23 protein-coding genes and 2 tRNA genes are annotated in these 21,989 nt (G+C 69.5%); 12 read left to right on the top strand and 13 right to left on the bottom strand.

Annotation, left to right across the window (positions count from 1 at the left end; translation table 11 throughout):
- From hadB to ACZYY4_RS22460, 5 genes are all read right to left on the bottom strand, one after another.
- Window positions 1-429: a (3R)-hydroxyacyl-ACP dehydratase subunit HadB gene (hadB, locus tag ACZYY4_RS22480; protein ID WP_463812268.1), complete on the bottom strand. Its 429-nt coding sequence runs from the start codon at window positions 427-429 to the stop codon at window positions 1-3.
- Complete coding sequence (gene hadA / locus ACZYY4_RS22475) at window positions 416-892, bottom strand: (3R)-hydroxyacyl-ACP dehydratase subunit HadA (protein WP_463812267.1); 477 nt, start codon at window positions 890-892, stop codon at window positions 416-418. The genes hadB and hadA overlap by 14 nt, the downstream gene beginning before the upstream one ends.
- A gap of 12 nt (window positions 893-904) precedes the next feature.
- Window positions 905-1,072 (bottom strand): 50S ribosomal protein L33, encoded by a 168-nt coding sequence (gene rpmG / locus ACZYY4_RS22470; protein WP_024440978.1) that lies wholly within the window; start codon window positions 1,070-1,072, stop codon window positions 905-907.
- A gap of 43 nt (window positions 1,073-1,115) precedes the next feature.
- Window positions 1,116-1,189 (bottom strand) — tRNA-Met (locus tag ACZYY4_RS22465).
- A gap of 39 nt (window positions 1,190-1,228) precedes the next feature.
- A tRNA-Thr gene (locus tag ACZYY4_RS22460) sits at window positions 1,229-1,301 on the bottom strand.
- A gap of 173 nt (window positions 1,302-1,474) precedes the next feature.
- Here ACZYY4_RS22460 and ACZYY4_RS22455 point away from each other — a divergent pair.
- Both ACZYY4_RS22455 and ACZYY4_RS22450 read left to right on the top strand, forming a co-directional pair.
- Window positions 1,475-2,191, top strand: a complete 717-nt coding sequence (locus tag ACZYY4_RS22455) for an MBL fold metallo-hydrolase (RefSeq protein ID WP_463812266.1) — start codon at window positions 1,475-1,477, stop codon at window positions 2,189-2,191.
- A gap of 20 nt (window positions 2,192-2,211) precedes the next feature.
- A complete protein-coding gene (locus ACZYY4_RS22450) occupies window positions 2,212-3,042 on the top strand; it encodes a hypothetical protein (RefSeq protein ID WP_463812265.1) in 831 nt (276 codons plus the stop codon).
- A 7-nt stretch (window positions 3,043-3,049) separates the two neighbouring features.
- Here the strand turns inward: ACZYY4_RS22450 and ACZYY4_RS22445 are convergent, their stop codons facing one another.
- The 3 genes from ACZYY4_RS22445 to ACZYY4_RS22435 are packed head-to-tail and all read right to left on the bottom strand — an operon-like array spanning window position 3,050 to window position 5,044.
- The gene (locus ACZYY4_RS22445) at window positions 3,050-4,093 is read right to left on the bottom strand and encodes a patatin-like phospholipase family protein (protein WP_463812264.1); all 1,044 of its coding nucleotides are present in this window, start codon (window positions 4,091-4,093) and stop codon (window positions 3,050-3,052) included.
- Window positions 4,094-4,118: 25 nt separating this feature from the next.
- Window positions 4,119-4,583, bottom strand: a complete 465-nt coding sequence (gene cynS / locus ACZYY4_RS22440; protein ID WP_463812263.1) for a cyanase — start codon at window positions 4,581-4,583, stop codon at window positions 4,119-4,121.
- 23 nt (window positions 4,584-4,606) lie between these two features.
- Window positions 4,607-5,044, bottom strand: a complete 438-nt coding sequence (locus ACZYY4_RS22435) for an SRPBCC family protein (RefSeq protein WP_463812262.1) — start codon at window positions 5,042-5,044, stop codon at window positions 4,607-4,609.
- A 45-nt stretch (window positions 5,045-5,089) separates the two neighbouring features.
- On the opposite strand from ACZYY4_RS22435, the gene ACZYY4_RS22430 reads away from it, so the two are divergent.
- From ACZYY4_RS22430 to ACZYY4_RS22415, 4 genes are read left to right on the top strand one after another with little or no spacing between them, the layout of a single operon-like run.
- Complete coding sequence (locus tag ACZYY4_RS22430; protein WP_463812261.1) at window positions 5,090-5,596, top strand: redoxin family protein; 507 nt, start codon at window positions 5,090-5,092, stop codon at window positions 5,594-5,596.
- Window positions 5,593-6,453 carry a cytochrome c biogenesis CcdA family protein gene (locus tag ACZYY4_RS22425; protein WP_463812260.1) on the top strand — a complete coding sequence of 287 codons (861 nt, stop codon included), beginning with the start codon at window positions 5,593-5,595 and terminating at the stop codon, window positions 6,451-6,453. Before ACZYY4_RS22430 ends, ACZYY4_RS22425 begins: the two co-directional genes overlap by 4 nt.
- A 47-nt stretch (window positions 6,454-6,500) precedes the next feature.
- Complete coding sequence (locus ACZYY4_RS22420; protein ID WP_463812259.1) at window positions 6,501-7,016, top strand: hypothetical protein; 516 nt, start codon at window positions 6,501-6,503, stop codon at window positions 7,014-7,016.
- Complete coding sequence (locus tag ACZYY4_RS22415) at window positions 7,009-7,626, top strand: RES family NAD+ phosphorylase (RefSeq protein ID WP_463812258.1); 618 nt, start codon at window positions 7,009-7,011, stop codon at window positions 7,624-7,626. Before ACZYY4_RS22420 ends, ACZYY4_RS22415 begins: the two co-directional genes overlap by 8 nt.
- 360 nt (window positions 7,627-7,986) lie before the next feature.
- Here the strand turns inward: ACZYY4_RS22415 and ACZYY4_RS22410 are convergent, their stop codons facing one another.
- The 5 genes from ACZYY4_RS22410 to ACZYY4_RS22390 are packed head-to-tail and all read right to left on the bottom strand — an operon-like array spanning window position 7,987 to window position 12,343.
- Window positions 7,987-8,745, bottom strand: a complete 759-nt coding sequence (locus ACZYY4_RS22410) for a class I SAM-dependent methyltransferase (RefSeq protein ID WP_463812257.1) — start codon at window positions 8,743-8,745, stop codon at window positions 7,987-7,989.
- Window positions 8,738-9,862, bottom strand: a complete 1,125-nt coding sequence (locus tag ACZYY4_RS22405; RefSeq protein ID WP_463812256.1) for a 6-phosphofructokinase — start codon at window positions 9,860-9,862, stop codon at window positions 8,738-8,740. Before ACZYY4_RS22405 ends, ACZYY4_RS22410 begins: the two co-directional genes overlap by 8 nt.
- Window positions 9,859-11,022: a zinc-binding dehydrogenase gene (locus ACZYY4_RS22400; RefSeq protein WP_463812255.1), complete on the bottom strand. Its 1,164-nt coding sequence runs from the start codon at window positions 11,020-11,022 to the stop codon at window positions 9,859-9,861. Before ACZYY4_RS22400 ends, ACZYY4_RS22405 begins: the two co-directional genes overlap by 4 nt.
- Before the next feature lie 10 nt (window positions 11,023-11,032).
- On the bottom strand, window positions 11,033-11,902 hold the full coding sequence (locus ACZYY4_RS22395; protein WP_463812254.1) for a cytochrome c biogenesis CcdA family protein: 870 nt from the start codon (window positions 11,900-11,902) through the stop codon (window positions 11,033-11,035).
- Window positions 11,903-12,343, bottom strand: coding sequence for a protein disulfide oxidoreductase (locus ACZYY4_RS22390; protein WP_463812292.1), 441 nt, complete (start codon window positions 12,341-12,343; stop codon window positions 11,903-11,905).
- Between the two features lie 150 nt (window positions 12,344-12,493).
- Between ACZYY4_RS22390 and recC the strand changes: the two genes are divergently transcribed.
- The 6 genes from recC to ACZYY4_RS22360 are packed head-to-tail and all read left to right on the top strand — an operon-like array spanning window position 12,494 to window position 21,882.
- Window positions 12,494-15,799: an exodeoxyribonuclease V subunit gamma gene (gene recC, locus ACZYY4_RS22385; protein ID WP_463812253.1), complete on the top strand. Its 3,306-nt coding sequence runs from the start codon at window positions 12,494-12,496 to the stop codon at window positions 15,797-15,799.
- The gene (gene recB, locus ACZYY4_RS22380; protein WP_463812252.1) at window positions 15,796-19,083 is read left to right on the top strand and encodes an exodeoxyribonuclease V subunit beta; all 3,288 of its coding nucleotides are present in this window, start codon (window positions 15,796-15,798) and stop codon (window positions 19,081-19,083) included. Before recC ends, recB begins: the two co-directional genes overlap by 4 nt.
- A complete protein-coding gene (recD, locus tag ACZYY4_RS22375; RefSeq protein WP_463812251.1) occupies window positions 19,080-20,828 on the top strand; it encodes an exodeoxyribonuclease V subunit alpha in 1,749 nt (582 codons plus the stop codon). The genes recB and recD overlap by 4 nt, the downstream gene beginning before the upstream one ends.
- A 39-nt stretch (window positions 20,829-20,867) precedes the next feature.
- A complete protein-coding gene (locus tag ACZYY4_RS22370; RefSeq protein ID WP_463812250.1) occupies window positions 20,868-21,140 on the top strand; it encodes a type II toxin-antitoxin system Phd/YefM family antitoxin in 273 nt (90 codons plus the stop codon).
- Window positions 21,140-21,538: a type II toxin-antitoxin system VapC family toxin gene (locus ACZYY4_RS22365; RefSeq protein ID WP_463812249.1), complete on the top strand. Its 399-nt coding sequence runs from the start codon at window positions 21,140-21,142 to the stop codon at window positions 21,536-21,538. Before ACZYY4_RS22370 ends, ACZYY4_RS22365 begins: the two co-directional genes overlap by 1 nt.
- Before the next feature lie 35 nt (window positions 21,539-21,573).
- A complete protein-coding gene (locus tag ACZYY4_RS22360; RefSeq protein ID WP_463812248.1) occupies window positions 21,574-21,882 on the top strand; it encodes a hypothetical protein in 309 nt (102 codons plus the stop codon).
- Window positions 21,883-21,989 lie beyond the last annotated feature (107 nt).

Raw genomic sequence — 21,989 nt, 5'->3', positions numbered from 1 at the left:
CTAGGCGAGCTTCGCCGAGGCGACCGCCCGTCCGAAAATCTTCTTGCCTCCGGTGGTGGCGGCCAGTGCGATCGTCACCGACTTCGACTCGGGGTCGACGGACTTCACCCGGCCGGTGAAGACGATCTCGGCGCCCTTGCCGTCGTTGGGCACCGGCACCACGGCGGTGAATCGGACGTTGTATTCGGTCACCGCGCCCGGGTCACCCACCCAGGCCGTGACGTAGCTGCCGCCCAGGCCCATGGTGAGCATGCCGTGGGCGATCGCAGTGTCCAAGCCGACCTGCTGGGCGATCTCGTCGTCCCAGTGGATCGGGTTCAGGTCGCCGGACACGCCGGCGTAGTTCACCAGATCCTGGCGACTCAGCGAGATGACCCGCTCCGGCAGCTGATCGCCGACCTTGACCGAACTGAACTCACGCAGCGCCATCGGTGAAACCCTTGTCTCCTTCGCCGGCGCGACCCGCCAGCGTGGTGTATGTCCTCTGCACAATGTCACCTACGTCGTTGCTGACCACTTGCCTGGTCACGATGATGTCGGTGCCGTGTGCGCGGCGGACCGATTCGACCGACACATCACAGTACAACCGGTCGCCTTCCTTGATCGGGTGATAAAACTCAATCTTCTGGTCGACCTGGACGATCTGGGCGTCATCGACCTTGACGCCGGCGTGCTCGAAGAAAGCCGAAATCGCCATGTGCCCGAACACCGAGATGTAGGTCAGCGGAGCCAGCAGACCATCGTAACCGAGCCCGGCAGCCGACCGCAGGTCGAAGCTGGACGGGTCCAGTGACTTGACGGCGCGAGCGTATTCGCGGATCTTTTCCCGCTCCACGTCGTAGTAGTCGGGGTATCGATAGTGCGCCCCGGCGAGGCGATCGGCCAACGACACGGTTCGCGGTATCTAGCGGGATTCGCGGTGCGACTCGTGCTTGCCGCAGTTGGGGCAGAATTTCTTCAACTCCAGCCGATCGGGGTCGTTACGGCGGTTCTTCTTGGTGATGTAGTTGCGGTGTTTGCACACCTCACAGGCCAAAGTGATCTTCGGCCGCACATCGGTGCTGGAGGCCACGTCAGCTGCCCTCTTTCATCTGTTGTTGCACTGGTTCTCGTTGTAGCGATGGCCGGACTTGAACCGGCGACCTAACGATTATGAGTCGTTCGCTCTAACCAACTGAGCTACATCGCCGCGGGTAATCCACCTGCCAGTCAGGCCCGGCGTCCACCGAGCCCCCTAACGGAATCGAACCGTTGACCTTTTCCTTACCATGGAAACGCTCTACCGACTGAGCTAAGGGGGCCTCGCCCACGGCGACCACTAGCGGCGCCGTAAGCCTGTAGAAGGTTACAACCTCGCCCACGAGGTCACCAAACCGCAATGAGCGATCCGGGTCCCCGCCTGCTTTACCCACGACGGCGACCTGCGGCGCCCGGCTCCGCCGCGCTTGCAATCGCCTGCTTTAGGGTGGAGGGCGTGCCCGAATCCGACCGGCTGTATTTCCGCCAGCTGCTCTCTGGACGCGATTTCGCGGTCGGGGACCCGATGGCCGCCCAGATGCGCAATTTCGCGTACCTGATCGGCGACCGGCAGACCGGCGACGCCGTGGTGGTAGACCCGGCCTACGCCGCGGGTGATCTGCTCGACGCCGTGGAGGCCGACGGCATGCAGCTGTCCGGCGTGCTGGTGACCCACCACCACCCCGATCACGTGGGCGGGTCGATGATGGGATTCGAGCTGAAGGGCCTCGCCGAACTGCTGGAGCGGGTCAGCGTTCCGGTTCATGTGAATACCCATGAGGCACAGTGGGTTTCGCGAATCACAGGGATTGCGATGACGGACCTGACCTCGCATGAACACGGCGACAAGGTCAGCATCGGCGACATCGAGATCGAGCTCTTGCACACGCCCGGGCACACCCCGGGCAGTCAATGTTTTCTGCTGGACGGCCGACTGGTCGCCGGCGACACACTGTTCTTGGACGGTTGCGGTCGCACCGATTTCCCGGGCGGCGACTCCGACGAGATGTACCGCAGCCTGCAACAGCTGGCCGCCCTGCCGGGCGACCCGACGGTGTTTCCCGGCCACTGGTATTCGGCCGACCCCAGCGCTGCACTCTCCGAGGTCAAGCGATCCAACTACGTATTCAGCGCCGGAAGCCTGGACCGGTGGCGCATGCTGATGGGCGGATGAGGGGATTGAGGGGATAGTCGATGGGATCAGTCGAGGATCGCTGGTACGACGTCACGCATGCGGGGGCGGAGACCTGGCTGGCGTTTGCCGCATGGCTGGCGATCGCGATCACCGTGCTGGCGCTGATCTATCTGAACCGGCAGCTGCAGCGCAATCGCCGCGCAGCCGCCGAGCAGACCCGCCCGCACGTTGCCATGTTCATGGAGCCGCACGCCGCGGACTGGCACGTCATCGAGCTGGTGGTTCGCAACTTCGGCAAGACCGCCGCCTATGACATCAGGTTCGCCTTCGCCCAGCCCCCCACGGTGGCCCGCTATGAGACGGCCTCCGACGGCTACGCCGACGTGGTCGCCTTGCAGCTACCCGAGGAACTGACGGTGCTGGCACCGAGCCAGGAGTGGCGCACGGTGTGGGACTCGGCGATCGACCGGGCCGAACTCGGTGAGGGCATCGAGTCGCGGTTCACCGGGACGGTCAGCTACTCCGACACGCCCGACGAGCCGAAGGGCTGGTTCGGGCGTGGCAAGCGCGTCCGCTACGAGAACAAGGTGACGCTGGACTGGGGTGACCTGCCTCCGGTGCGGCGCGTCGAGTTGATGACGACGCACGACCTGGCCAAGCGGGAGAAGCAGAAGCTGGAGTTGTTGCGCAGCCTGCTCAGCTACTTCCACTACGCCAGCAAGGAGACCCGCCCGGACGTGTTCCGCGGCGAGATCGAGCGGATCAACGGGGCAGCCCGCGAGATCCAGGACCGGCTGCGTGGCCGCGAGCAATTGGATGGCGCCGGCAACACCGACATCACGGTGCGGCTCGGCGACGCCAGCGCCGAGTTGGGCAAGCACCGCCACTGAGCCTGCTTCAGTCCGAGCTTGCACCGGGGTAGTGCGACACCCGGAAGCGCTGTAGGTAGGCCGGCCAGTCCCAGGTCGACAGGAACTGCTGCGTCGCGGTGTAGCCGTTCTCGTAGAGCACTTCGAGCCGGTCGCGGGAGATCCCGAAGTCCAGCACACCGATGTCGGTCGGGTCGACCTTGATGGCGCGCACACTGACCCACGGCTGGTTCAGGTAGGTCTGGTCGTGGCCGACCAGCAGGGTGCTGATCAGGTTCTCCAGCAGTCGCGACTGTCCGAACATGCGTAGCGGCCGCAGGCCGGGAACCATGTCGCCGATGTCGCCACCGGACAGCTCCGGCACCACCGTCACCCCGAAGGTGGGCCACAGCGGTTTCCGGCCGTCGAGCCGGTCGAACGTATAGATCGGGAAGTTCGACAGCACCCCGCCGTCAACCAGGGTGGACCGCAGCCCGGCCGCACTGGTCAGCGTCATCGGGCGGTAGAAGAACGGCACCGACATCGAGGCGCGCACCGCGTCGGCGACGGACTGCTCGTCGGGGTCGAGCCCATAGACCCGCCGGTAGTCCCACGGCAGCCGGACCAGCTGTCCGGTCGTCACGTCGGTCACGGTGACCACCGCCCGGTAGCGCCGCTCGGTCAGCAGGTTGTCATCGTCGTAGGACAGGTCGCCCCAGGTACGCACCCCCAGGTTCGCCAGCTCACTGCGGATCCAGTCGTGGGCGACGTCGCCGCGGTACAGGCCACTGTCGCGCAGGAACCCGTACGCCGCGCCCAGCAGCGGGACCGGCACCGTCGCGTCGCGCCAGGTGTCCAGCGGCACCGACAGCGCCAGTTCCTTGACCTGCGCCGCGCTCAGCTGATCGCCCTGGGCGGCGGCAGCCAGGATGGTGCCCACCACCGAGCCGCCGGACACCCCGGAGATGCGCTGCACCGAGTATCCGGCGTCCATCAGCGCGACCACCGATCCGACCAGCCCGATGAACCGCACTCCCCCACCGGACAGCACCAGGTCGGCGGTCAGCGGCTGGGTCTCGGATCGAGCGGCCATCGGTTTGCCTACTTTCTGCGGCGCGTCACTCCGACGCCGAATTCCACTCGTAGGGCAGGAATTTGCCGTCGAAGGTGATCACCACCCGATCACCGCCCGGGTGCGGCTTCTTGTCGATGTCCATATGGAAGTTGATCGCGCTCATGATGCCGTCGCCGAACTGCTCATGGATCAGCTCCTTGATCGCCGGGCCGTAGACGTCCACCGCCTCGTAGAGCCGGTAGATGGTCGGGTCGGTCGAGGCCTGAGATTGTCGGGTGGGCAACCCGCCGCGCATCGGCACCGCGGCCAGCACCGGCACCGCGGAGCGCTCCAACCCCAACAGCTCGACCAGGATCTCGCCCAGCTCGGCGGGGATGGGCTGCTGGCCCAGCAGCGCCGACGTGGTCCATACGACCGGCCTCTTGATCGCGTCGGCCAACTCCTGCCAGCTCAGCCCCTTGGCCAGCCGGGCGGCGACGATCTGCTCGGTGATCTCGCTTCGGTTCATGGCTTCCAGCATGCCCGGATCGGTCAGCCTTCGAAATAGCTGCGCAGGTTCTCCCACATCGCGGCGTGCGATCTGCCGCCGTCGCGCAGCACCGTGTTCATCAACAGGCGGGGGGCGCTGATGTCGACCTGCTCGTGCAGCCGGGCGCCGTCGCCGTGCGGGTGCACCGTCACCGTCGACCACATTTCGATGCCGGGCCGCTGCAGGGTGTGGCTCAAGATGTTGCCGAGGCCGTCGGTGCGCAGGTCCACCCGGCAGGTGAAGCGGATCGGTATGCCGCACAAGCGCATGCGGTGCGGCGCCAGATAACGGGTGGCGCCGTCGGCGCCGCCGGGAATCTCGCGCACATCCACCAGCATCGGGTGCAGGGCTTCGTAGTTGACCAGGTCGCCCAGAAACGCCGCAACGGCGTCCGGCGGCGCAGCGATGTCGGCGGTGTGCTCCAGGCGTCCGCGTGCCATGCTAGCGACCTTAGCCCGGCGGCAACCGATGGCATACTCGGCGGCATGCCCCGTCAGACCACTCCTGGGCTGCGCCTGCTGGCCGCCCTGCTCCTCGCATCGATGGCCCTGCTGGTGCCTGGATGCAGTTCGCGGACAACGGCCGAAGGCACGCAGCTGGACTTCACCGCCCAAACCCTCGACGGCCGGCCGTTCGCCGGTGCCAGCCTGAAGGGCAGGCCGGCGGTGCTGTGGTTCTGGGCGCCGTGGTGCCCCACCTGCCAAAAGGATGCGCCGCTGGTCGCGCGGGTAGCCGCCGCGCACCCGGCGGTGACGTTCGTCGGCGTAGGCGCCCAGGACCAGCTGGACGCACTGCGGGCGTTCACCGCCAAGTACGGCGTCGACGGCTTCACCGAGCTGGCCGACACCGACGCCGCGGTCTGGGCGCGCTTCGGGGTGACCCGCCAGCCCGCGTACGCCTTCGTCAGCGCGGACGGGCAGGTCGAGGTGGTGAAGGGCTCGCTGCCCGAAGCTGATCTGAATGCGCGGGTGCAGGCGCTGACCAAGTCGTGATCGACACCGCCACGCTGAGTTTCGCGCTGGGCGCCGGGCTGGTGGCGGCGCTCAACCCGTGTGGGTTCGCGTTTCTGCCCGGGTATCTGGGTTTGGTGATCGCCGACAGCCGGGGCACGTCGCGTCCGGTCGCGCTGGCCAGGGCCGGTGCGGCGACGGTGACGATGGCGGCCGGGTTCCTGACGGTGTTCGGGATTTTCGGCCTGGCCGTGTCGCCGTTGATCGCCTCGGCGCAGAAGTATCTGCCGTTCGCCACGGTGGTCATCGGCGTGCTGCTGCTGGCGATGGGCGCCTGGCTGCTCTCTGGCCGGGACATCTCGGTGCTGCTGCCCAAGGCGGCGGGCGGGACGCCGAGCGCGCGGCTGGGGTCGATGTACGGCTATGGCGTCGGCTACGCAATCGCGTCGCTGTCCTGCACGATCGCTCCGTTTCTCGCGGTGATCAGCACCACCTTCCAACAGGGTTCGACGCTGGCCGGCGTGCTGGCGTTCGTCGCCTACGCCGCAGGCATGAGCATCACCGTCGGGGTCGCGGCGCTGGCGGTGGCGCTGGCCGGCTCGTCGGCCACCTCGGCGATGCGCCGGGTGCTGCCGTATGTGGGCCGGATCGCCGGGGTGATCGTGCTGCTGACCGGGTTGTACGTCACCTACTACGGCTACTACGAGATCCGGTTGTACTTCTCCGGCGCCGACCCCGACGATCCGGTGATCCATGCGGCCGGCACGGTGCAGTCCTGGCTGGCCGATCGGGTCGACACGCTGGGGGTCTGGCCGCTGTTGGGGATGATCATCGCGCTGGCGGCCGTGGCGGTGGGCGGGCGCACGCTGATGCGCCGCCGCCGGTCGACTCCCGACTAGCTGTTTCGATTGTTTCAATTCGGGGTTGCTGCGGGTAGTATGGGCTCATGCCCACCGCCGTCGCACCGATCGCCCGCCAAGTCGCCGAACGCGCCCGCGCCGACGCCGGGTTCGCCCAGGTGCTCGACGCCCTGTTGGAGGCACCGACGGGGCCGCAGGGCACCTTGGAGCGCATCGCCGCGCACGCGCTGAACGACCAGCGTCGCGCCGCGGTTGTCGACGACTTCGTCGCCGGGGCGCTGCCCACCCCGAAGGTGCAGGCGCTGCTGCGGCTCGGCACGCCTCAGGCCGTGCACCGGCTGCGCAGCCGCGGCAAGCTGACCGGAGCGGCCGTGGGCAACCAAACCTGGTTCCCGGCCTGGCAATTCGACGACGCCCGGGTTCGCACCGACCTGCCCGAGATCCTGGAGGCGCTGGGGCGGTTCACCACCGACCCGCTGGCCGTCGACCGCATCATGCGGCTCACCCATGACGAGTTGGGCGGTGTCTCGATCGCCGAGGCGCTGCGCCACCCGGACACCGCGCAGGCCGCCCGGCGAATGCTCACCGCACTCGGTGCCTGAACTTCCCGCCGGCTACCGGTCCCCGCTGCCCGACGTCCGGCCGACCGGGCTGCGCCGCCGCCGCATCACCGCCGGGACACCACTGTGGCGCCTGGATGCGGAGGACCCGGACGCCTGGATGTGGGACGGGTTCACCGAACCGCGCTACCGCTTCGACCCTGCCTCGGGGGCATTCCGAAGCCGCTATGGCGCAACCGATCTCCTGGGTGCGTTCCGGGAGCGCTACCGGCTGACCGGGCTGATGATCCCCGCCGATCACGCCGGCCACCACCTGGTGCGACTGACCGCCGCCCGGCACCTGCGGGTGCTCGACCTGCGCACCGAGCGCAACCTGGACGCCCTGGGGGTCGACGATCAGATCAGCACCGGCCAGCACGACGCGGTGTGGGCCACCTGCCAGCACTTGGCCGACGCGGTGCGGCGCTGGTGGCCCGAGCCCGAGGAATGCCCGGACGCGATCGTGTACCGGTCGCGCACCACCCCGGAGACCTCGGTGAACTACGCGTTCTTCGCCATCGAGGCGTTCTCGGTCGAGTCATGGCCGCTGGTGCAGCGCGCCGACGTGACGGCCGATCTGGTGCTGCGGCACGGGTTTACCGTTGCGTACTGAGCTACTGGGATTGTTGCTTGCCCGGTTGCTCAGCGCACCGACCGGCCCACCGTCCCCTCCCCGGCCGACTGGCCCATCGCCGCCGCCCCCCACTACCGTCGCCCGGGTATACGGATGTGTGCCCGGCTCACAGCGACAACCACAGTTATGTCAACCCGCATCGGCTGTGCCGGCGCCCAATCCCGCTCCCGCCCCGCCCAATCCCGCTCGCCGATTCACCCCCGCCGAATCCCACCCCGCCTCCGCCAAGCGGAACTCCCCTCAGAACCTGACATAACGCTGCTTGTCGCTATGAGCCGGGCACACAACACATAGTCGTCCTCGCGTGACGCCTGAGGCGGAAGTGATCACGCCCCGACTTCAGCCCGGCTTCGTCGCGGTGACCAGCCGGGTCGCGGCCCAAGGCCCGCCGTACCACATCCGCCAGCCCAGATTGCGCCATCGCACGTCGCCCCAACCGATTTCGCGTAACTGGGCGGCGTGGCTGCGGATCGCCCTTAGATCGGCGATCGCCAGCCGGCCACCGGGGCGCAGCACCCGGGCTGCCTCGGCCAGTGCCCGTCGGCGGCCCTCGCGGGACGGAATGTTGTGGATCGCCAGGTTGGACACCACGACGTCGACGCTGGCGTCGGCCAGCGGCAGCGCGGTCATGTCGCCGGTGCGCACCTCGACCTGCTCGGCGACGCCCTCCAGCGCGGCGTTGGCCAGGGTGGCCTCGGCGGAGTTGTCGGTCTGGTCGGCCTGCCACAGGTCCACCCCGATCGCGCGGCCATCGGGCACCCGTTTGGCCGCGGCACACAGCACGGCACCGCGTCCGCAACCCATGTCCAGCACCGTTTCGTCGCCGCGCAACCGCAGCCCGTCGAGGATGCCTCCCCAGACCTTGAACTTGCCGGCCCGGGTTGCGTGCCAGTACAGCCCGATCTGGGCGAGGATGCCGGCGTCGAGCACCAACGCCGCCGCGCCGGCCCAGTGCTGGCCGCGGGCCAGGGCGATGCCGGCGTAGACCGCCAGCGCACTGCACCCGACCGCCAGCGCGGCAAGCTGTCCGCCGAGCGGCACCCGGTGAAACGATCCGTCGATTCCGTAGTCGCCGCGATGCGGTGCCGACTCAGCCATGGCTGACCCTTTCGTCGCCGAACCTGACCCCGATGTCGCGCGCGGTCTGGATCGAATCACAGTCCACCGGAACGGTTTTCTGCCGGCTGGTGGCCTCGGCCAGCGGTACATAGTCCACCGTCGGCGGGTTGAGCGCCACCATCACCCCGCTGCGCCCCTCGTCGAGGGCCCGCACCGCGGCGGCCCCGAACCGCAGCCCCAGCAGCCGATCCGTCGACGACGGCGAACCGCCGCGCAGCAGATGGCCGAGCACCACCGCGCGCGACTCCCGCCCGGTCAACTCCTCCAATTGCGCGGCCACCTTCGCGCCGATGCCACCCAGGCGTTCGGCCTGGCCCACCGACTTGCCCGCCACGGTGTGCTCACCACCCACCGGTTTGGCGCCCTCGGCGACGCACACCATCGAATACGTCGAACCCCGTTGCGCGCGTTGCCTGATCAGCTCGGCGATCGGTTCCAGGCGGTACGGGATCTCCGGGATCAAGATGGCATGCACCCCCGACGCCATGCCGGCGTTCAGCGCGATCCAGCCGGCGTAGCGACCCATCACCTCCACCACGATGATCCGGCCGTGCGAGGTGGCTGTGGAGAACAACCGGTCGATGCATTCCGAGGCGAAATCGACGGCGCTGTCGAAACCGAATGTCGCCATCGTGCGGTCCAGATCGTTGTCGATGGTCTTGGGCACTCCGACCAGACGCAGCCCGGCTTCATGCAGGTGGTTGCCGATCGTCAGGGACCCATCGCCGCCAACGGTGATCAGCGCGTCGATCCCGCGCTCCGCGAACCGCCCCAGCAGTTCATCGGTGCGGTCGACCTCGATCCAGCTGCCGTCGGCCTGCTGCACCGGGTAGGCGGTCGGGTTGCCGCGGTTGGTGCTGCCCAGGATGGTGCCGCCCTGGTGGATGATCCCGCGCACCCGCTCGCGGGTCAGGTCGATCAGCCCGCCGTCGGGGTAGTCGTCGCTCAGGAGCATCCCGTTGTAGCCGTCGCGGATCCCGACGACGTCCCAGCCGCGGTTTCGGGCGGCCCGGGTGGCGGCGTAGATGACGGCGTTGAGGCCGGGAGCGTCGCCACCGCCGGTGCTGATCGCAATGCGCTTGGTGCCGGACGTCATGAGACCTCCTGCAGCGGGCTTTTGGGGTCGATCAGGATCTTGGCGTGCTTGGCCGGGTCACTCAACGCGTCGAACGCGGCTCCCACCCCGCCCAGGCCGACCGTCCCGGTGATCAGCGGCGAGACGTCGACTTGGCCCTCGGCGATCATGTGCAGGGTGTCGCGGAATTCCATTGGCGTGTAACCCAACACGAACCGCAGGTCGGTCTGCTTGTTGATCGCCATCGCGGGCCGGATCGCGTCGGTACCCATGCACACTCCGACCACCACGACGCGGGAGAACAGCGGTGCACCGGCGATGATGCCGTCGATGACGCCCGGTATCCCGACGCACTCGAAGATGACGGGGTGTTTGGGGGTGGCCGCGCCGACGGCTTCGGCGGCCCGCCAGACATGCCACCAGGGCAGCCGGGCCTTGTACAGCTTCTCCACGGTGCCGACCGCCAGCCCCAACGCGTCGGTCGCCTTCTCCAGATGACCGTGGCCTGCGGCGGCGGCGTACGGCGAGTCCTGCGTCGGGTCGACGACGATATCGGCGCCGCATCGGGCCGCCAGGGTGCGCCGGCCGGGTGAGAAGTCACTGGCGATCACCGTGCGCACCCCGCGCGCCTTGAGCATGCTCACCACCGCCAGTCCGATCGGTCCGCAGCCGATCACGATCGCCACGTCACGCTTGCGCACTTCGCTGCGCCGCACGGCATGCCAGGCCACCGCCATCGGCTCGGTCAGCGCGGCGGCCTCCGACGACAGCCCGTTGGGCACCGGCAGTGTCAAAGACTGCTCGACGATCATCTGCTCGGCGTAAGCGCCCGGCGCCGCCGCCGACAGCCCGACCGTGTGGACGTCAGTGCCGCGCCGCAGCAGCGGCACCGCGACCACCCGGGTACCGGGGCGCGGCGCCTTGCGGGTGCCGGGGCCGTGGTCGAGCACCTCGCCGCAGAATTCGTGGCCGAACACCACCTGCTGATCCGAGCGCATGAAGCCGTCGTAACCGGTCTCGGCCGCCATGTCGGCGACCTCGTCGCAGTGCTGGCGGGCGTGCAGATCCGATCCGCAGATACCGCAGCGCAGCACGTCCAGCAGCAGTTGTCCCTTGGCGGGTGACGGAGTGGGCAGGTCGACGACTTCGAGTTGCGCATTGCTGCAGCTGACCGCTTTCACACGAACCAGCCTACGAGGCACCGCTGTCGGGGTGGCGGTTTATGGTGGCCGCGATGGGACTGCGGCGGCGAGCATGCAACAGCGCAGCCAGCGTGACAACGGCCAACACCGCCAGCCACGGCCACGCCCCCTGCTGGTGCACCCACCCGGCGAGGGTGCCCTGTAGCCGCCCCGCCGCGGCCACCACCCGGTCGTCCGGACCCGCACCCAGCTCGAACAACCGAACCTCGTAGTAGCCGTAGTAGCCGACATAGAGCCCGACCGCCACCAGCAGCCCACCGCTGACCCGGCTGGCGTACGCGGTGATTCGGCGCATCCGATCGATCAGCGCCGAGCGAGCCAACGCCACCGCGATCGCCAACACGCCGACCAGCAGCCCGAATCCGGCCGCATAGGCCAGATAGGCCGTCACCCCGTAGCGGCCACCGCGCAACGCCGCTCCGGTGACCGCCAGAAAGGGACCGATGGTGCAGCCCAGTGAGGCGCAGGCGTAGCCCACCCCGTACCCGAGCATCGACCCGATCAGGGCGGTCGGTGCCCACCGGCCACCGAAAGACGCGACCGCGAGTCGGCGGCCCGCCAGCAGCCAAACACCAAGCGCGATCAGCACGATGCCGATCACCACCGTGGCGTAGGGCAGATATCGCTGCACCCTCGCCGCGACCGTGACGGTGAGCAGCCCGAAGGCGCCGAACACCGCCAGAAAGCCGAGGGTCATCGCGGCGGTGGCCGCCAGCGCACGGCCCACCGCGCCCCACCTGCCGCCGCTCTCCCCGCGCACCACCAATGCCAAATAGGCCGGTAGCAGCGCGAACCCGCACGGATTGAGGGCCGCCACCAATCCCGCGGCAAAGGCCAGTCCCGGCAGATTCTGGTTCACCTAGGTCAGCGCCGCGACCCGGTCGGACAACTCCTGTTGCGACATCGCCGACGTCGGGTTGTTCACGAATGTCGAGGTGCCATCGGAGCGTTCGAACACGTACGCGGGCTGCCACGGCACCCCGAATCGCGCCCAGATCGAGCCGTCGGCGTCGTTGAGGTTGGTGAAGTTCAGGTGGTACTTGGCCACGAAGTCCTGCATCGCCGCGACATCGGAGCGCCCCGCCACCCCGACGAAGGTGACCCGCGGGTTGGCGGCCGCGACGCGGCTCACCGACGGCGCCTCGGCGTTGCAGAACGGGCAGCTCGGCCTCCAGAACCACAGCACCACGGGTTTGCCCTGCAGGCTTGCGCCGTTGAACGGGGTCCCGTCGACGGTGGTCGTGGTGAACTGCAAGCGGTCATCGGCGGCGGTGGCGGCCGGTGGGCCGACCAGCCCCATGAGCAGTGCGGCAACGGCGGCCACGACCAGGATGTAGATCCTCATGACAGGCACACGATCCCGACCGGCCGATGGTTCAGCCGGAGCCGGGCCGCGCCGTACCCGCAGGCTCGACGCCCGCTGTCGGGGTGGCGGTTTATGGTGACCGCGATGGGACTGCACCTGCACCGCGCCGAACGGACCGACGGCCTCGTCGACGGGCTGGGTGCCCTGCTGGCGACACCGCCGGCCGACCCGTTCGCCCAGGAGTTGGTGCTGGTGCCCGCGCGCGGGGTGGAACGCTGGCTGTCCCAGCGGCTGTCGCACGTGCTGGGTGCCGGTTCCGGGGGCGACGGGGTGTGTGCCGGCGTGGAGTTTCGCAGTCCGATCTCGCTGATCGCGCAGATCATCGGGACCGACGGTGATGATCCGTGGTCGCCGGACGCGATGAGTTGGCCGTTGCTGACGGTGATCGACGCCAGCCTCGACGAGGACTGGTGCCGCACGCTGGCAAGGCATTTGGGTCATTTCCACACCGGCGATGACGCGCAGGTGCGGCGCGGCCGGCGCTATGCGGTGGCGCGGCGGCTGGCCGGGCTGTTCGCCTCCTACGCCCGGCAGCGCCCCGACATGCTGGCGGATTGGCTCGACGGCGGTTGCGGCGACGGCTCGGGTGACGGGTCGGGCGGGCAGCTGAACCCCGACCTTGCTTGGCAGCCACCGCTGTGGCGGGCGCTGGCCGCGGCGATCCCGGTCGATCCCCCGCACCTGCGGCACCGCCGCGCCGTCGACCGGCTGCGAGACGCGCCCACCGACACCCTGCCGGCTCGGTTGTCACTGTTCGGCCACACCCGGCTGTCCTGCACCGATATCGCGTTGCTGGATGCACTGGCCACCCACCACGAACTGCATCTGTGGCTGCCGCACCCCTCCGATGCGCTGTGGCAGACACTGCGCGACGTGCACGGGACGGTGCCGCGCGCCACCGACGAAAGCCGGCACAGCGCCACCCATCCGCTGCTGCAGACCCTGGGCCGTGATCTGCGCGAACTACAGCGCGCCCTGCCCGCGTCCCCCGACAGCGATGAATACCTCGGCGCTGCAACGCAACCCGAAACGCTGTTGGGCTGGCTGCAGGCCGATATCGCCGCCAACGCGGTACGCCCGCAGGGGCGCTGCGTCACAGTCGCGGACCGTTCGGTGCAGGTGCACGCCTGCCACGGCCCGGCCCGCCAGGTCGACGTGCTGCGGGAGGTACTGCTGGGCCTACTCGAAGACGACCCGACGCTGCAGCCGCGCGACATCGTGGTGATGTGCCCGGACATCGAGAACTACGCACCGTTGATCGTTGCCGGCTTCGGGCTCGGCGAGCTGGTCGGCGAGAACCATCCCGCGCACCTGCTGCGGGTGCAGTTGGCCGACCGGGCGCTCACCCAGACCAACCCGCTGCTGGGGGTGGCCGAGCAACTGCTGGGCATCGCCGACAGCCGCGCCACCGCCAGTGCGGTGCTCAACCTGGCGCAGGCGGCGCCGGTGCGGGCCCGGTTCGCGTTCACCGACGACGACCTCGAGGACATCACCGCCTGGGTGCAGGAAGCCAACGTGCGGTGGAGTTTCGACTCCGACCACCGGGAGCCCTATGGGCTCAAGGGTATTCAGCACAACACCTGGCGTTTCGGACTGGACCGGATCCTGACCGGGGTGGCGATGTCGGAGGATTCCCGGGCGTGGCTGGGCACCGCGCTGCCACTCGATGACGTCGGCAGCAACCGGGTGGAGCTGGCCGGGCGACTGGCCGAGTTCATCGACCGGCTGCAGAACGCCGCCGAAGCGCTCAGTGGGGCGCGGCCGCTCACCGAGTGGATCGCCGCCCTGATCGACGGCGTGACCGCCCTGACCCGGGTCTCGGTCGACGACGGCTGGCAGGCCGGCCAGCTGCAGCGGGAGCTGTCCGACGTGGTGATGCAGGCCGGTTCGCACGCCCGGACCGCGCTGCAGTTGGCCGATGTGCGTGCCCTGCTGGCCGGCCACCTGGCCGGGCGGCCCACCCGGGCGAACTTCCGCACCGGCGGCCTGACGGTGTGCACCATGGTGCCGATGCGCTCGGTGCCGCACCGGGTGGTGTGCCTGGTCGGTCTCGACGACGGGGTGTTCCCACGGGTGGATCACGTCGACGGCGACGACGCGCTGAGCCGGCTCCCGCTGACCGGGGAACGTGACATCCGCTCCGAGGACCGCCAGCTGCTGCTGGATGCGGTGTGCTCGGCCACCGAGGCACTGGTCATCACCTACGCCGGCGCCGACGAGAGCACCGGCAAGGTGCGCCCGCCTGCGGTGCCGCTGGCCGAACTCCTCGACGCGCTGGACGCCACCACCGCCGAGCCGGTACGCGACCACGTCGTGGTGCGGCACCCGTTGCAGCCCTTCGATGTCCGCAACGTCCAGCTGGGCGAACTGGGTGTGCCCGGCAAGCCGTTCACCTTCGACCCGACGGCGTTGACGGCCGCCGAGGCCGCCGCCGGGAAACGCACCGAGCCCACCGACACCTTCGCCGCGCTGCTGCCACCGCCACCGGCCGGCGACGTGGAGCTCGAAGAGCTGATCCGATTCTTCAAGGACCCGGTAAAGGGCTACTTCCGGGCACTGGACTACACCCTGCCGTGGGAGGTCGAGGGGGTCCAGGACTCCATGCCCGTCGAGATCGAGGGCCTCAAGCAGTGGACGGTCGGCGACCGGATGCTCGCCGACATGCTCGCCGGCATGCACCCCGACGACGCCGCCAACGCCGAATGGCGCCGCGGCACGCTGCCGCCCGGCCGGCTCGGCATGCGCACCGCCTGCGAGATCCGCGACCTGTCCCGGGCGCTGGCCGAGGCTGCAATCGCCCACCGCGCCGGGGAACCGGGCGCCTACGACGTGGACGTCGACCTCCACGGCCGCCGGCTGACCGGGACGGTCGCCGGTGTCTACGGCGGCCGCACCGTCTCGGTCACCTACTCGCGACTGGCGCCCAAACATGTGCTGGCGTCCTGGATTCCGCTGCTGGCGCTGGCCGCCCAGCATCCCGAAACGCAGTGGAGCGCACTGTGCGTCGGCCGGGGTGTGGGCCGCACCCACATCCGGCAGCGGCTGTGGACACCGCCACCGGATCCGGTCGCGGTGCTCGCCGATCTGGTGGCGATCTACGACGCGGGCCGCCGGGAGCCGCTGCCGCTTCCACTGCCGACGTCGTACGCCTGGGCCGAGGCCCGCCGGGCAGGCGAAGACCCGGTCGACGCCGCCCGGCGCGCCTGGGGCGGCAAGTTCGGCGACTGCACCGACGCACCCCACATCAAGGTGTGGGGCGCAAATACCGCACTGGAGAAGATTCTCGGCACTCCGCACGTCGGCGAGGAAGTCACCGGGGAAGGCACCCGGCTGGGAGCGCTGGCGGTACGCCTGTGGGCGCCGCTGCTGAGCGGAGAGGTGCTCTCATGACCCATCGTTTCGACCTGCTGGGGCCGTTGCCCACCGAGCGGTCCACCGTGGTGCTGGAAGCCAGCGCCGGCACCGGTAAGACGTTCACGCTGGCCGGCCTGGTCACCCGCTACCTGGCCGACGGCGCCGCGACCGTGGACCAGTTGCTGCTGATCACCTTCGGCCGGGTGGCCAGTCAGGAACTGCGAGAGCGCGTGCGCACCCAGATCGGTGATGCCGTCGCGGTGCTGGAGGGCCGCCGCGAGCCCGCCAACGAGCTGGAGTCGCATCTGCTCAACACCGCCGACGGGCCTTCGCGCTGCGCCCTGCTGCGGGACGCGCTGGCCGACTTCGACGCCGCCACCATCGTCACCATCCACCAGTTCTGCGCCATGGTGCTGAAATCCCTCGGCGTGGCCGGCGATACCGCGTCGTCGGCGACCCTGGTGGAAAGCCTCACCGATCTGGTCACCGAGATCGTCGACGACCACTACCTGGCGCATTTCGGCAGCGACGAGAACAAACCGCCGCTGTCACGCAAGGACGCGCTCGACCTGGCCACCAAGGTCGTCGAAGACCCGGCCGCACAGCTGCGCCCGGCGCACCCCGACCCGAAATCCGAGGCCGGCATCCGGCTGGCGTTCGCCGAGGCGGTGCTCGACGAGCTCGCACACCGCAAGCGCCGGCTCGGCATCCTCGGCTACAACGACCTGCTGACCCGGCTGGCAGAGGCCTTGCAGCACACCGATTCCGACGCCGCCGACCGGATGCGCCGGCGCTGGCAGATCGTGATGGTCGACGAGTTCCAGGACACCGACCCGGTGCAGTGGCAGGTGATCGACCGCGCCTTCACCGGCCATTCCACGCTGGTGCTCATCGGCGACCCCAAGCAGGCCATCTACGGCTTCCGCGGCGGCGACATCTACACCTACCTGGCGGCCGTCCGCGCCGCCGGCGACCAGCGCACCCTGCCCACCAACTACCGCAGCGACAAGGTTCTCGTCGACAGCCTGCAGACCGTGCTGAGCGGCGCCCAGCTGGGCCACCCCGAGATCACCGTTCCACCCATCGAGGCCCACCGCACCGGACATCGGCTGACCGGGGCGCCACACAACGCGCCCTTCCGGCTGCGGGTCGTCAAGCGGCCCACGTTGAACCGCCAGGGCCTGGACAACCTGCTGATCGGCCCGCTGCGCGAACACATCCCGGCCGACCTGGCCGCCGACGTCGGCGCCCTGCTGAACTCCGGCGCCCACTACGACGGACAGCCGGTCCGCGCCGGTGACATCGCGATCCTCGTCGAACAGCACCAAGACGCGGCATTGTGCCGCGACGCGCTGACCAAGCTGGGCATCCCGGTCGTCTACACCGGCGACACCGACGTGTTCGCCTCCCGGGCCGCCGAGGACTGGCTGTGCCTGCTGGAGGCGTTCGAGGCGCCGGGCCGTACCGGGTTGGCGCGCGCGGCCGCTTGCACGATGTTCTTCGGCGAGACCGCGGAATCGCTGGCCCGCGGTGGCGACAAGCTGACCGACGACGTGACCCAGAAGCTGCGCGAGTGGACCGACCATGCCCGGTTGCGCGGCGTCGCGGCGGTGTTCGAGGCCGCCCAGCTGGCCGGGATGGGCCGTCGCGTGCTGGGCCAGCGGGGCGGCGAGCGGCACATGACCGATCTGGCCCACATCGGTCAGCTGCTGCACGAGACCGCGCATGCCGACCGGCTCGGATTGCCGGCGCTGCGGGATTGGTTGCGCCGCCAACGCGAGGACCGGACCGGCGCGATCGAACGCAATCGCCGCCTGGACAGTGACGCCGGCGCCGTGCAGATCATGACGGTGTTCGCCGCCAAAGGACTGCAATTCCCGATCGTGTACCTGCCGTTCATGTTTCGCCGCTACATCGGCGACAAAGGCAACCTGCTCTACCACGAGATCGGGGCCGACGGGTCAGAGGTCCGCTGCCTGCACATCGGTGGTGGCCGCAGCGCCGAGGTGATCGAACTGCACCGGCGCGAGGAAGCGCTCGACCACATCCGGATCACCTATGTCGCGCTGACCCGAGCCCAGTCCCAGGTCATCGCCTGGTGGGCGCCGGCCGGCGACGAACTCAACGGCGGGCTGTCTCGGCTGCTGCGCGGAAGAGCGCCCGGGGAGGCGGAGGTGCCCGACCGTTGTACCCCGCGGATCTCCGACGACGACGCCTGGGCGGTGTTCACCGGTTGGCAGGGCCGGGGCGGGCCGGTGGTGGAGGAATCGGTGATCGGCCCGCCGACGGCGGCGGTGCCGCGCGAGGCACCCGGCGAGCTGGCGGCACGCCACTTCCACCGCCACATCGACACCGGTTGGCGGCGCACCTCCTATTCGGCGCTGATCCGTGGCGCCGATGAAGCCGGAGCCGGCACCGGCGTGCACAGTGAACCCGACGCCCACACCCGCGACGACGAGTCCGAGGATGTCACCGTCACCGAGGCGGCCTCGGAGACCGGCGCCGAGTTGCGCTCGCCGATGGCGGATCTGCCCGGCGGCAAGACATTCGGGTCGCTGGTGCACGGGGTGCTGGAGACCGCCGACCCGTTCGCCGTGAACTTGACCGCCGAGCTGACCGAGCAGGTGCGGGCCCACGAACCGTGGTGGCCGATCGGGGTAGACGCCGAGGTGCTGGCGGCGGCCCTGGTGCCGATGCATGACACCCCGCTCGGACCGTTGGCCGACGGGTTGACGTTGCGGCAGATCGGGACGGCGGATCGGCTGCGGGAGTTGGACTTCGAGATTCCCTTGGCCGGCGGCGATGCGCGCGGCACGGTGCCGCAGGTGCGGGTCGCCGACGTAGGTGCGTTGCTGCGTGAACACCTTGCCCCAGATGATCCGTTCGCCGTCTACGCCGACCGGTTGGCATCCGAGGCACTCGGCGGCCAGTCGCTGCGCGGCTACCTGTCCGGTTCACTGGATGTGGTGCTGCGCCTGCCCGATCAGCGCTACCTGGTGGTCGACTACAAGACCAACAACCTCGGGGAGAGCGCCGCCGATTACAGCCCGCCGCGGATGGCCGAGGCGATGCTGCACTCGGATTACCCGCTGCAGGCGCTGCTGTACACCGCGGTGCTGCACCGGTTTTTGCGCTGGCGCCAACCGGGCTACGACCCGGACCGGCATCTGGGCGGGGTGCTGTATCTGTTCGTGCGCGGCATGTGCGGGCCGGACACGCCGATACTCGGCGGGCAGCCGGCCGGGGTGTTCAGCTGGCGGCCACCGGCGGCGCTGGTGCTCGCGCTGTCCGACCTGCTGCACCAGGGGGTGGCGGCGTGAGCACAACCGACGTCGACCCGCTGTCGTGCCGGGTGGCGCTGCGCGCCACCGGCGTGTTGCGGGAGTTCAACGAGGCCGGCGTGCTGGATGCCGCGGATGTGCATACCGCCCAACGGATCTGCGCGCTGGGCGCCGAGGCCGACGAATCCGTCGCGCTGGCGGTCGCATTGGGGGTGCGCGCGCTGCGCACCGGGTCGGTCTGCGTGGAGCTGGCCACCGTCGCCGCCGGCACCGAGTTGCCGGAGCTGAGCTGGCCGGAGCCTGTGGCATGGCTGGCGGCGGTGCGCGCCAGTCCGCTGGTCGCCAAGCAGGTGCTGCGGCTCTACGCTGACCGGCTGCTTTACCTGGACCGGTATTGGCGCGAGGAGGAGCAAGTCTGCGCGGACCTGCTGGCGCTGTCCACCCCGCACGCCGGGCCTGCCGAGCTGCCCGCGCTCGAGCGGTTGTTCCCGGCGGGCTACCACGAGCAGCGCACCGCCGCGGAGATCGCGCTGACCCAGGCGGTCACGGTGCTCACCGGCGGGCCGGGCACCGGCAAGACCACCACGGTTGCCCGGTTGCTGGCGCTGCTGGCCGACCAGGCCGCGACCTCGGGCCGGCCGGGCCTGCGGATCGCGCTGGCCGCGCCGACCGGCAAGGCCGCCGCCCGGTTGACCGAGGCGGTCGCCGGGGAGGTGGCCGGGCTCGACGCGGTGGATCAGGCCCGGCTGGCCGGCCTACAGGCCAGCACACTGCATTCGCTGCTGGGCTCGCGGCCCGGGAATTCGGCGCGGTTCAAGCACAATCGGGGCAATCGGCTGCCGCACGACGTGGTCGTGGTCGATGAGACGTCGATGGTGTCGCTGACGATGATGGCACGGTTGCTGGAGGCGGTGCGGCCGCAGGCCCGGCTGATCCTGGTGGGTGACCCCGACCAGCTGGCGTCGGTGGAGGCCGGGGCGGTGCTGGCCGACCTGGTGGACGGGCTGGCCGCCCGCCCGGGCACCCGGGTGGCCACGCTGGCCACCGCACACCGCTACAAGAAGGCGATCGGTGAGCTGGCCGCGGCGATCCGCGCCGGCGACGGCGACACCGTGATCGAGCTGCTGCGCTCCGGCGACGAGCACCGGGACTGGATCGACGTGGCGAGCCAGTCCGCGCTGGGCGAGCAGTTGGCGGCGATCGCGGTGCCGCACGCGCTGCGGGTGCGCCAGGCGGCGCTGCTCGGTGACGCCGGCGAGGCGTTGCGCAACCTCGACGAGCACCGCCTGCTGTGTGCGCACCGCGACGGCCCGCACGGGGCGAACCATTGGAACCGTCAGATTCGGCGGTGGGTCTCCGAGCAGACCGGGGATCCGGTGTGGGCGGACTGGTATGCCGGTCGGCCGCTGCTGGTCACCGCCAACGACTACGGGCTGGGCGTGCGCAACGGCGACACCGGGGTGGTCGTGGCGCGCGCGGATGGACTGCGCGCGGTGATCGCCACCGCGTCGGGCCCGGCCGATTTCGCCACCGGCCGGCTCTCCGACGTCGACAGCATGTACGCGATGACCATCCACAAGAGCCAGGGCAGCGAAGCCGACGTGGTGACCGTGCTGATGCCGCCGGTCGAGTCGCGGCTGCTGACCCGCGAGCTGTTCTACACCGCGGTGACCCGCGCCAAGCACCAGGTGCGGGTGGTCGGGTCCGAGGAGGAGATCCGTGCCGCGCTGGATCGCCGGGCGGTGCGGGCGTCCGGGCTGGCGTTACGGCTGCGAGAGGCCTGAACCCGGTCGTGTACTACAAATTCGTAGTACCATTTACTCATGTCCGAGGTACCGGTACGCGAGCTGAACCAGAACACCGCCGGTGTACTGGCGCGCGTCAAGCGCGGCGAGCATCTCGAGATCACCGAACGGGGAACGGTGGTCGCCCGCCTTGTCCCTGCCCAGGACAGTCCACTAGCCGAGATGATCAAGGCGGGGCAACTTCATCCGGCGACCGTCAGCGGGCCGGTGCCTCGCCCAACGGGTCCGATTCGCACCGATCACGAGGCAGGGGAACTGCTCCGCGAGATGCGGGATGACGAGCGCTACTGATGCTGTATCTGGACACGTCGGCTCTGGTGAAGCTCATCCGGCGTGAACCGGAAAGTGATGCGCTCGCCGATTGGCTTGCCGCACAGGAGCCAACGCCATGGGTGTCCTCAACGCTGATCGAGGTCGAACTGCCTCGCGCTATCCGACGGGCAGAGCCGTTGTTGCTGGCCGATGTCCCGGCAACGCTGGCACGGGTGTCCCGGTACGAGGTGAACGAGGTGGTGCGGGTCGCCGCAGCGGCTTTTCTGGACCCCACGTTGCGTTCGTTGGACGCGATCCACCTGGCTACCGGTCACGCGGTGTTCGGCACCCGACTGACAGCCTTTGTCGCCTACGACGAACGTCTACGCACCGCCGCAGGCACCCTCGGTTTGCCAGCCGTTGCCCCGGGACGATAACGGGCTTGTCACACCCCCGTTCTACCGTGACGGCCATGAGTAAGCGCAGGCAATCGGACAGCGGCGGGGCGGGGTTCGCCATCATCGTGTTTCTCGCGCTGCTGTGGTGGCTGCGCTGGCTCATCCTGGCCGGTGCGGTGATCACCCTGGTGGTGATCGTCACGCGGTGGTCGGTTCGCAGCTACGCCGAGCACCGCGCCGCCGAACAGGGCCGTCTACAGGCGGTTCGGCATCGCGCCGAAATCCAGAACGCCCAGGTGCTGCGCGGTGATCCGCACGGGTTCTACGGTCAGTACCCGCTGCCGGATCCGGAGTTGATTCCCCGGTGGTACAAGGCGCGGTGACCAAGCCGGCGGCCGGCGACCATAGGGATAGTTGCCCGCCTCACTCGAAAATTCAAGGTGACCAAAGACTGGTGAGCGGTCTCGGTGCTGGTGTTAGGCGGCGTCAG

Source organism: Mycobacterium sp. IDUB_21, from assembly GCF_055419425.1.
Note: the sequence above shows the minus strand (reverse complement) of the source record. Positions and strands in the feature narration are given on the sequence as shown.

What these genes read in the sequence shown, in the direction of transcription:
- hadB (WP_463812268.1), bottom strand. Translation starts at nt 429, where the DNA reads ATGGCGCTGCGTGAGTTCAGTTCGGTCAAGGTCGGCGATCAGCTGCCG.
- ACZYY4_RS22450 (WP_463812265.1), top strand. Translation starts at nt 2,212, where the DNA reads ATGGGATCAGTCGAGGATCGCTGGTACGACGTCACGCATGCGGGGGCG.
- ACZYY4_RS22445 (WP_463812264.1), bottom strand. Translation starts at nt 4,093, where the DNA reads ATGGCCGCTCGATCCGAGACCCAGCCGCTGACCGCCGACCTGGTGCTG.
- cynS (WP_463812263.1), bottom strand. Translation starts at nt 4,583, where the DNA reads ATGAACCGAAGCGAGATCACCGAGCAGATCGTCGCCGCCCGGCTGGCC.
- ACZYY4_RS22435 (WP_463812262.1), bottom strand. Translation starts at nt 5,044, where the DNA reads ATGGCACGCGGACGCCTGGAGCACACCGCCGACATCGCTGCGCCGCCG.
- ACZYY4_RS22430 (WP_463812261.1), top strand. Translation starts at nt 5,090, where the DNA reads ATGCCCCGTCAGACCACTCCTGGGCTGCGCCTGCTGGCCGCCCTGCTC.
- ACZYY4_RS22420 (WP_463812259.1), top strand. Translation starts at nt 6,501, where the DNA reads ATGCCCACCGCCGTCGCACCGATCGCCCGCCAAGTCGCCGAACGCGCC.
- ACZYY4_RS22410 (WP_463812257.1), bottom strand. Translation starts at nt 8,745, where the DNA reads ATGGCTGAGTCGGCACCGCATCGCGGCGACTACGGAATCGACGGATCG.
- ACZYY4_RS22405 (WP_463812256.1), bottom strand. Translation starts at nt 9,862, where the DNA reads ATGACGTCCGGCACCAAGCGCATTGCGATCAGCACCGGCGGTGGCGAC.
- ACZYY4_RS22390 (WP_463812292.1), bottom strand. Translation starts at nt 12,343, where the DNA reads ATGGGGCTGGTCGGCCCACCGGCCGCCACCGCCGCCGATGACCGCTTG.
- recC (WP_463812253.1), top strand. Translation starts at nt 12,494, where the DNA reads ATGGGACTGCACCTGCACCGCGCCGAACGGACCGACGGCCTCGTCGAC.
- recB (WP_463812252.1), top strand. Translation starts at nt 15,796, where the DNA reads ATGACCCATCGTTTCGACCTGCTGGGGCCGTTGCCCACCGAGCGGTCC.
- ACZYY4_RS22370 (WP_463812250.1), top strand. Translation starts at nt 20,868, where the DNA reads ATGTCCGAGGTACCGGTACGCGAGCTGAACCAGAACACCGCCGGTGTA.
- ACZYY4_RS22365 (WP_463812249.1), top strand. Translation starts at nt 21,140, where the DNA reads ATGCTGTATCTGGACACGTCGGCTCTGGTGAAGCTCATCCGGCGTGAA.
- ACZYY4_RS22360 (WP_463812248.1), top strand. Translation starts at nt 21,574, where the DNA reads ATGAGTAAGCGCAGGCAATCGGACAGCGGCGGGGCGGGGTTCGCCATC.